Here is a 9,000-nt window from a genome sequence, read left to right on the forward strand (position 1 = left end):
AGCATTACAACCGTCAATCAACCGATTGGCCCAGGCGAAGTAGCGCAAGCCTCCCACGCGCTCACACTGCGTGAGGCACCGGCCACCGCTTCGCGCTCACTTTTACGTGAGGCACCTCGCCTCGCCTCGCGCGTTGACTCATCCAAAATGCCCGCGTAGCGGCGTGTCGCCACTCGTCGGGACCGGGGTCGTCGTAGGCCTTGCAGATGGGGCTGACCATGACTGAGCGCAAGTCTGTGACCAAGGCGATCGCCACCCGCTACAAGCGGGCCGGCAAGACCGACAAGACCGCGATTCTCGACGAGCTGTGCGCCACGACCGGCTGGAACCGGGACCACGCCCGCCGAGCACTCCGCGAGGCGCTGACACCGCGGATCGTGCGCCCCCGCACACCACGACCGCCGAAGTACGGTCCGAAAGTCATTGCCGCACTGGTGTTCTGCTGGGCGGTGCTCGGCATGCCGGCCGGTAAGCGACTCGCCCCGATGCTGCCGGAACTGGTGCTGGTGCTCCGCGAGTTCGGCGAGTTGGACATCGACGATCAGACCGCGACGTTGCTGGCCGGCATCGGGCGTGTCAGATGGTCTGTGTAAGTGGTCAGGTCTGACCCCGAAGGGACCCTCCTGTGACCGTGCAAGACGATGAAGCTGTGGACCAGACACGTCAGCAGCGCCGTGACCGTCAGAACGAACTCGCCGACCGGCTCGCCGCCTCGGGCGCCCTCGACGAGATCTTCACCCGCATCGACGCCGGCGAAGCGCTCACCGGCGAAACAGGCCTGCTGAACGCGATGATGAAGTCCGCCCTCGAACGCGGCCTGAACGCCGAGCTGACCGGACACCTCGGATACGAGGCCGGCGACCCGGACGCCTCGGCGTTCCCGAACTCGCGCAACGGATCCCACGCCAAGACGGTGGCCACCGAGATCGGCGACGTCGAGTTGCGCGTGCCGCGCGACCGGGACGGCACGTTCACCCCGATGCTCGTGCGCAAGGGGCAGCGCCGCCTCGACGGGCTCGACGCGAGGATCATCTCGCTCTACGCGGGCGGCATGACGATCCGCGATATTCAGCATCACCTGGCCACCACGGTCGGCACCGAGCTGTCACACGAGACGATCTCGAAGGTCACCGAAGAGGTCGCCGACGAGGTCGCCCGCTGGCAGCAGCGGCCTCTGGATTCGCTGTACCCGGTGATCTACCTCGACGCGATCATCGTCAAGGTCCGCGACGGCGCCCACGTGCGCAACAAGGCCAGGGCTACGTCAAAGTCGGTGTTCCGCTGGTGAGGACCAGTTTTATCGCGTCCTGGAGACAATGCTGATAGTGACGACACGCCGCGGCGATGTTGCGGTGGCCAGCCGCCCGGTGCATGCCGAGGGCAAGGTTACGGAGCGTGGCCATCACCCGCGGCCCGCTGCCGGTGCGGATCCGTGACGCGTCCTCCCGATACGTCACATCGCGGACATAGTGCACACGATTCTCGATGCCCCAGTGGCCGCGTACCCACGCAGCGATCTCCGCCGGCTGCGCGTGCGCCATGTCCAGGTCCGAGATCAGATACACCAGTTCAACATGCTTTCTGCCGTGCACCGTGCGGGTACGCCGAATCTGCACGACCTGCCCGATCAGCGGGAATCCGGCTACTCCCGCCGGCACCTGCGCGGCCTTGATCGTGCGCCGCACCCGCCGGCCGTGGCTCCGGTCGACGGCGGACTCGCCGTCGATGCGGCTCCACGGCAACGCTGCGAGTTCCTTGTGCAGGGCCGGCTGGTTCTTCTTCACCGTCATCACCACATGACCGCCACGTGAAACGATGTGCTCGATGGTGCCGCGCTGTGTGTGGAGTGCATCGACAGTGACCACCCTATCGGTGAGGTCGAACTGGCCGAGGAGCTCACGCAGCATGGGGATCTCGTTGGTCTTCGCCGCGACATCGGCTTGCCCGATCACGGCGCCAGTGCGGTGGTCCATCGCCGCCAACAGGTGCGGCTGATTGCCGTCGGAATCTTTCGCGCCCCGCACCGTCTTGCCGTCACAGGCGATGATCCGCCGCCCGTCGATCGTGGTGAACGAGAGCCGCATCCACTCGTAGACGAGCAGGTCGAAGGTGTGGGCGTCGATCTGTTCCAGGATGCGGCGGATCGTCGGCTTGCTCGGAATCTGCGCATCTGCCATGCCGGCGGTATCGAGGAGTTCCCGGCCGCAGTCGTGCGCCCATTGCGCGATCGCCGCGAAGGAACACGCACCGGCGACGACGGCGGTCGCGGCCAGAAGCACGACCGCGGGGATGCGGTGTCGGATACCCCGGGCCTTACGCGGATCCGGGATCTGTGCGATCACCTCACGTAGTTCCCTTGGTGCTGAAGGGATGTCAGCGAGTCCGCCGAGAACGGGATCGTCGGTGTCGACGATGGAGGCGGTGGTAGGGCACACTGGCGTAGCGGGCACGGAGCTCCTGGAAGTTGTGTTGCGTCAGAACATCCATCTTCCAATGAGCGCCGTGCCCGTGCTTCTACCCCGACCGGGCGGCGTGTCGTTCCTCAAATCCCCAGGTCAGCCAGTCGCCACCCGACTTTGACGGCACCCTGGCAACAAGGCCGCCCACATCGCCGTCGGCGTCGACATGGACGGGGTCAAGCACGTCCTGGCCATCTGGATCCAGCAGACCGAGGGCGCGGATGCCGGACGATAGGCAGGCGGGCACAACGGGGCTCCGATCGATCGCGTGGACGTAAGCACCCATCACGATCGCGAATCCCGTTGTGCCCGCTGCGCTTCTACACCTTCTTTGGCGTGTCGTGGTCACGCCACACCGCACCCACAACTTTGCAATCGCGCTGGGTAGATCATGATCGATGCCACAACGCACTTCGTGTGTTACAGTTCACAGACCAAGCGCTTGGTCAACTCACAATGCTGCCTTCGGCTTGGCGACGGGTAACAATATGAATCCCGACTAGGAGGTCCCGGCCGAGATTGTTGCTGTAGTAACTGGCGCCGGGCGGATGCGCCCAACCGGAAGCGCTACCACAGTTGAGTTGGCCCACAGGTTGCCTCACGGTGGTCACCTGAACGCGTCGCGGCCCTTTACGCCGCAGCGTTGAGCGCGCCTTCGGAGAGCGCCCGCGGAAGTTGGAACACGGGGGCGTGCGACATCGATAGTGGGCGGTTAACTGTCCGATAGATGACGGGCCTTGGCCTAAAAGGAGTGGACTATGAGACTTCGGCGGAAGCACTACATTTTGCGCCTAAGTATTGCAGCAACGGCAGTGACTCTGCTTACCGCAGGGTGTGCCAACACCAACGGCAACGGCAACGACGGCGTCGTCGCAGTAAGCGATCTTGGCGATCTTGAAGATGGAATAGTGAACGCGGACCCTGCGACAGGGGAGCCAGAAGACGGCGGGACGCTCACTTTTGCCGCTTATGCCGAACCTGCTTCTCTTGATCCAGCCAAAACCATTGCTTCAGCAACTACCGGCGGCATCGAAATGGTCAACATATACGACTCTATCATGCGCTATGATGCCGAAACTGGAACAATTGTTCCGCAATTGGCTGAAGACCTAACTTCCGATCCTGATTTTCGAACTTGGACACTTACAATCCCCGACAATGTAACTTTTTCAGATGGCACTTTGATGGACGCCTCAGCTGTCAAGTATAGCCAACAACGCTACAGTGAATCCGAAGGACCGGAATCCGGATTGTGGAACGCCAATGTCGCGAGTATCGAAACCCCGACCCAACATACTATCATCTATACGCTTAATAAGCCTTGGCCGAACTTTCCTTCGATCCTAACATCTGGACCGGGAATGATAGTTGCAAAGTCCGCTGGCCCCGTCGACGGCGACTTTACGCCTATAGGTGCCGGACCGTTTAGTTTAGCCAAATGGCAACAGGGAACGTCTATGACCTTGTCTGCACGCGAAGATTATTGGGGCGGGCCTCCGTCACTTGATGCAATAGAAATCGCGTATATGCCAACAACCCAAGTTTCCATGGATACATTCAACAATGATGAAGTCGATATGACACTGGCTCGCGAGCCAGATGATGTTGCATTTATGTTGGAACACGGCATTGCGGGTTTTGCAAGCACGACTAATGCAACGAATATTACGATGATAAATGCGTCTCCTGGCCGTCCCGGAGCGGACCAAAGAGTCCGTAAGGCGATGCAGTTGGCCATTGATCCCGGCCTTATCAGTAAGCGTACTTATGGTATGGAAGCTATTGGTAGCAACCAATTATTTGCCGAAGCTTCAAAGTGGAATACGAGTACGGATGGACCGTCCTACGACCCCGAACAGGCAAAACGCTTAGTAGCTGAAGCTAAGGCTGATGGGTTTGACGGGCATATAGTTTCCGTGTTCGGGCCAAGTCAAGCGAAGCAAAAACAAGCCTTGTCAACAGAAGCAATGCTGGAGGCTGTCGGATTCAATGTGGAGACAAAAATACTTCCAACGTTCAGTGATCAAATTCGTCTAGTTGCCGCTGAAAGAAATTATGACTTGAGCGATTGGGGGCTAAGTATTCGCGATCCCAATCCATTGTCAAAAATGGCCGCGGCAATGACCTCCGAAGGTAGCCAAACATATGGTATGTACACAAGCAAGAAGATGGATTCACTTATCGAAAAGTTTCAAACAACGAGTGGTGACAAAACAAAACGTGAACTGATGTCCAACATTCAAATGCAGGTGAATCGAGATGTCCCATTTCTAGTAAATGGATCATTTCCGGAGTATGTCGGTTGGCAACAGAACGTCCACGGAATCAAGGGCACTTCGAATTCTATGGTCCTACTCGGAGAAGCATGGAAGGCCTGACCGAAGTCACGGTATTTCCGTTCTTTGGAAGGAAACTCCGTAGGAAACAGCGAAAGCGCAGAATCGCCATGTCCGCGGTAGTCGCAGTGGCAAGCGCCGCACTGCTTGTCGGCTGCACCAGCGGCGGCGACGGCGGTAGCGGCAGTACCGGATCCGGCTCGGGCGAGCCCATGCAGGCGGGCATCATCGGCGATCAGTCCGATGCCGGCAGCCCCGCGGACGGCGGCACGTTGAGCTTCGCCGGCTACGCGCTTCCGTCGAGCCTGGACCCGGTCAAGACCCAGCCCGCGGGCTCGACCGGCGGCACCGAGATGGTCTCCGTCTACGACCTGCTCATGCGTTATGACGCGGAGAGCGGCGAGTTCGTGCCCCAGCTGGCCGAGACTCTCACCGAGAGTGACGACCATCTGAGCTGGACGCTCAAGCTGCCCGACGGGGTGACGTTCAGCGACGGCACCCCGTTCGACGCCCAGGCCGTCGTCGACAGCACCAACCGGTACAACGAGCTGCACGGCGCTAACAGCGAGCAGTTCGTTGCCGGCGTCAAGAGCGTCGTGGCCGAGGACCCGACCACCGTCCTCTACAACCTCAACCAGCCGTGGCACGAGTTCCCGGCGCTGCTTACGTTCGGGCACGGCATGATCGTGGCCCCCGCCGCGTACGCCGACCCCGAGAATTTCCAGCCGATCGGCGCCGGCCCGTTCACGGTGGCGAGCTTCACGCCGGGCTCCAAGCTGGTGATGAAGCCGCGCGCGGACTATTGGGACGGCCCGCCGCACCTCGACGAGCTAAACTTCGTCACGGTCCAGGGTGAACAGGCCAAAATCGATGCGCTGAACTCTGGGGACATCCAGATGGCGTTCATGCTCCAGGAAGACAAGATCGACGACGCCACGGAGCAGTTCCCCGGCTTCTACGAGCCAGTGAGCATGGGCGACGTCGGCGCCATCAACAACCGCGAGGGCCATCCAGGCGCGATACCGGAGGTCCGCCACGCGATGCAGCTCGCCATCGACCCGGACGTGATCAATCAGCGCGCCAAGAACGATAAGGGCATGCCTGGGTCCGAGCTGTTCCAGAAGTGGTCCAAGTGGCACAGCGACGACGTAAGCGAGGTCACTCCGGACCTGGAACGAGCCCGCAGATTGCTCAACAAGGCCAAGGCCGAAGGCTACGACGGGCACCTCACCTATGTGGGCCTCCAGAGCCAGACATCCCAGGACATCGCCGTAGCGGTGCAGGCCATGCTGCAGCAGGTCGGATTCACGGTGGACGTCGAGTACGCGGCCACGTCCACCGACGTCGTGCAGCGGCTGTACGTCGACCACGATTTCGACCTCACTCACACGTCGAACAGCATTTCGGATGCGGTGCCGTTCATGCGCCTATCCGCGTCGATGCGCAGCGACTCGTCGAACAACATGATCGGCTACAGCAACCCGAAGATGGATGCGCTGCTGGAGAAGACGCAGCAGTCCACCAGCGACGACGAGAAACGAGCAGGCCTGGCGCAGATTGCGAACCTGATCAACGAGGACGCCCCGGTGCTGATCTGGGGTGCGGGCGCCAACTTCGTCCCGTGGACGCAGAACGTACACGGCGCCGTACCAAGCACGGACGGCATCATGCTACTCGGCGATGTGTGGCTGAGCTGATGGCACACAGCACCGAGAGAGCGGAGGCTCTCCTAATCGGTGCATCACTTCGACGAAAGGACTTCCCTATGAGGACAGTGCTCTGTTCCCCGATTCCGAGTGCGGCGGGCCGTCCGGCCGCCGCGGGTGAGCAGAAATGACTGCCGGGGACGCCACCAGGGCCGAAACCCCACCGACGGGCCGATTGTCCGGCAAGGTCGCTCTGGTGACCGGCGCTGGCCGGATGCGCTCGATCGGCCGAGCCATCGCGGCCGAACTCGCGCGGTCGGGGGCCGATGTGGTCCTCACCGGGACCAGCAACTCGGCCCAGCCCCGTACCGATGAAGAGCGCGATAGCGGCTGGCGGGATGTCGAATCGGTGGCCGCCGAGGTGCGGGAACTGGGCACACGCGCAGTCACCGCCGTTACGGACATCGCCGACGAAGACTCCGTGCGAAACACGCTGTCGACAGCGTTCAAGGAATTCGGCGGCGTGGACATCCTGGTGAACAACGCCGCTGCCGCCCGGGCCGAGGACCGGGTACCGGTCACCGACTTGGACACGGACGTCTGGGATCGCGTGCTGCGCATCAACCTGCGCGGCACCTTCCTGATGAGCAAGCATTTCGCGCGCCAGCTGGTCGACCAGGGTCACGGCGGGTCCATCGTCAACATCTCCTCGCTGGCCGGGAAGCTCGGCAGCGCCAACTCGTCCGCCTATTGCGCATCCAAGGCCGCGGTGCAATCGCTAACATCGTCCATGGCCCAAGAACTCGGCGGCGAGCAGATCCGGGTCAACGCGCTGTGCCCGGGGATCATCAGCACCTCCCGTCTCGACGATCTTCCGCAGAGCACGTGGGCCAAGATCATCGCGGACCGCGTCCCGCTGGGCCGCGCCGGCTCGGCCCACGACGTGGCGGCGGCCGTCGCGTTCCTCACCAGCGACGAGGGCCGGTGGATCACCGGCCAGTCCTGGAATATCGACGGCGGCCAGCTGACCATACGCTGAGCGGGGCTGCGCCTCGGTGCCAGCCGCGACGGCGAACGCCCCGGCCGACACCTCTCTTCCGCGGCCCGCACCTGGAGAGCGGAACGCTCCCGACGAATGCGGCGCCGACCACATAGAGTCGCTCAAACGCAATATCGATCTACCGAAACGAGGAACTCGATGCAGGCGGATGAATTCGAAGGACAAGTCGTACTGATCACCGGTGGGGCGCGGGGACAGGGCCGTTCGCACGCCCTCGCCTACGCCGAGCGCGGGGCCGACGTGGCGATCTGCGATCGTTGCGCGGATTCCGAGGCCATCGGCTACCTGCTCGGCACGCAGTCCGACCTCGACGAGACGAAGCGCCAAGTTGAACAGCGGGGGCGCCGGTGCGTCGCGGGCACGGTGGATACCGGCGACCGTGCGGCAATGGACGCGTTCGTCGCGCTGGTGCAGCAGGAGCTCGGCGGCATCGACGTGGCGATCGCCAACGCCGGCGTCTCCGACGGCGCGGCGATCACCGACCACCCGCAGGCGCTGTGGGACGAAGTGGTCGGCAGCAACCTGACCGGCGTGTTCAACACCGTCGCGGCGGTCGCCCCGGGCATGGCCGAGCGCGGATACGGCCGCGTCGTCACCATCTCGTCGATGATGGGCCGCAGTTCTGGGCCGAACATGGCCGCGTACTGCGCGTCCAAATGGGGCGTCATCGGCATGTCGAAGTCCGCGGCGCAGGAGCTGGCGCACTCCGGTGTGACGGTCAACGTCATCACGCCCGGAAACATCGACACCCCGATGGTCAAGAACGACGCGTTGTACGCGAAGGTCCGCCCCGATCTGGACTCGCCCACCTGGGACGACGCGGCGTCCGTGCTCGGCCAGCTCCACGCACAGCCGATCGCGGTCATGCCGCCGGAGGACGTCACCCGCGTCGTGCTCTTCCTGACGGCCGAGGCCAGCGTGCACCTGACCGGCATCGTCGTGCCGGTCGACGCGGGCTGGTCCACCCGAACTAGCGCCTAGCCTGACACGCCACGCCAGCACTTTCGCTTCCCGGCTACACGCCGGAGGTGGTTCGATGGCGCCCCAACCCGACCAAGGTCAGATCGCCAACCTCGCCTACCGGTACGTGGAGCTCGTCGACAGCGGCGACTTCCACGGACTCGGCGAGATGTTCGTGGACGGAGTCCTCTACTCCAGCGGAGAGCCGCCGCGCGGCGTCGCGGAGGTGCGGTCGAACTTCGTCGACTGGCTGCGGGTGTACCCGGACAACGGCACGCCCCACACCCGCCACCTGACTACCAACCTCATCATCGGTGGCGTCCGAGTGGCGGCGTCAACCAGACCCGTGACCACCGTTCATGCGCAAGCGCATATGCTCGAGATCGAAACGGGGCCAAGACTGCTTTTACACCGCCACTCTGGCAATCCCCTGTAACCGTGGAGGTCTGATTTTGCTGGACTGGCGCCTCACCGTCGGGGCTTTCCCGTCCCGGCTCCGCGGCGTCGCCCGCAGCCGGCGTCGAGGCTGGGCCGCAGGC

6 protein-coding genes and 3 pseudogenes are annotated in these 9,000 nt (G+C 62.9%); 8 read left to right on the forward strand and 1 reads right to left on the reverse strand.

Annotated elements, in window-relative coordinates:
- Positions 1 to 206: 206 nt before the first annotated feature.
- Both JJ683_RS17860 and JJ683_RS17865 read left to right on the forward strand, forming a co-directional pair.
- Positions 207 to 569: pseudogene (locus tag JJ683_RS17860) on the forward strand (integrase catalytic domain-containing protein); the annotation flags it as partial.
- An 80-nt stretch (positions 570 to 649) separates the two neighbouring features.
- Positions 650 to 1,255 (forward strand): annotated as a pseudogene (locus JJ683_RS17865) (transposase); the annotation flags it as partial.
- 4 nt (positions 1,256 to 1,259) lie between these two features.
- On the opposite strand, the gene JJ683_RS17870 reads toward JJ683_RS17865, so the two are convergent.
- Positions 1,260 to 2,342 (reverse strand): ISAs1 family transposase, encoded by a 1,083-nt coding sequence (locus tag JJ683_RS17870; protein ID WP_307811037.1) that lies wholly within the window; start codon positions 2,340 to 2,342, stop codon positions 1,260 to 1,262.
- 241 nt (positions 2,343 to 2,583) lie between these two features.
- On the opposite strand from JJ683_RS17870, the pseudogene JJ683_RS17875 reads away from it, so the two are divergent.
- The 6 genes and pseudogenes from JJ683_RS17875 to JJ683_RS17900 all read left to right on the forward strand — a co-directional run.
- A pseudogene (locus tag JJ683_RS17875) lies at positions 2,584 to 2,679 on the forward strand (transposase); the annotation flags it as partial.
- A 538-nt stretch (positions 2,680 to 3,217) separates the two neighbouring features.
- Entirely contained in the window at positions 3,218 to 4,837 is a 1,620-nt protein-coding gene (locus JJ683_RS17880; RefSeq protein WP_200176115.1) for an ABC transporter substrate-binding protein, read from the forward strand.
- Between the two features lie 68 nt (positions 4,838 to 4,905).
- Positions 4,906 to 6,492, forward strand: coding sequence for an ABC transporter substrate-binding protein (locus JJ683_RS17885; protein WP_242474842.1), 1,587 nt, complete (start codon positions 4,906 to 4,908; stop codon positions 6,490 to 6,492).
- Between the two features lie 205 nt (positions 6,493 to 6,697).
- The gene (locus JJ683_RS17890) at positions 6,698 to 7,480 is read left to right on the forward strand and encodes an SDR family NAD(P)-dependent oxidoreductase (protein ID WP_425584486.1); all 783 of its coding nucleotides are present in this window, start codon (positions 6,698 to 6,700) and stop codon (positions 7,478 to 7,480) included.
- 159 nt (positions 7,481 to 7,639) lie between these two features.
- Positions 7,640 to 8,482 (forward strand): mycofactocin-coupled SDR family oxidoreductase, encoded by an 843-nt coding sequence (locus JJ683_RS17895; RefSeq protein ID WP_200176121.1) that lies wholly within the window; start codon positions 7,640 to 7,642, stop codon positions 8,480 to 8,482.
- Between the two features lie 55 nt (positions 8,483 to 8,537).
- Positions 8,538 to 8,897, forward strand: coding sequence for a nuclear transport factor 2 family protein (locus JJ683_RS17900; RefSeq protein ID WP_200176122.1), 360 nt, complete (start codon positions 8,538 to 8,540; stop codon positions 8,895 to 8,897).
- The last annotated feature ends 103 nt before the right edge of the window (positions 8,898 to 9,000 follow it).

This window comes from Tomitella cavernea (genome assembly GCF_016599145.1).
Taxonomy (GTDB): Bacteria; Actinomycetota; Actinomycetes; order Mycobacteriales; family Mycobacteriaceae; genus Tomitella; species Tomitella cavernae.

Excerpts from the sequence above, each read along its gene's own strand:
- JJ683_RS17880 (WP_200176115.1), top strand. The coding sequence starts at position 3,218 with ATGAGACTTCGGCGGAAGCACTACATTTTGCGCCTAAGTATTGCAGCA.
- JJ683_RS17900 (WP_200176122.1), top strand. The coding sequence starts at position 8,538 with ATGGCGCCCCAACCCGACCAAGGTCAGATCGCCAACCTCGCCTACCGG.
- JJ683_RS17885 (WP_242474842.1), top strand. The coding sequence starts at position 4,906 with ATGTCCGCGGTAGTCGCAGTGGCAAGCGCCGCACTGCTTGTCGGCTGC.
- JJ683_RS17895 (WP_200176121.1), top strand. The coding sequence starts at position 7,640 with ATGCAGGCGGATGAATTCGAAGGACAAGTCGTACTGATCACCGGTGGG.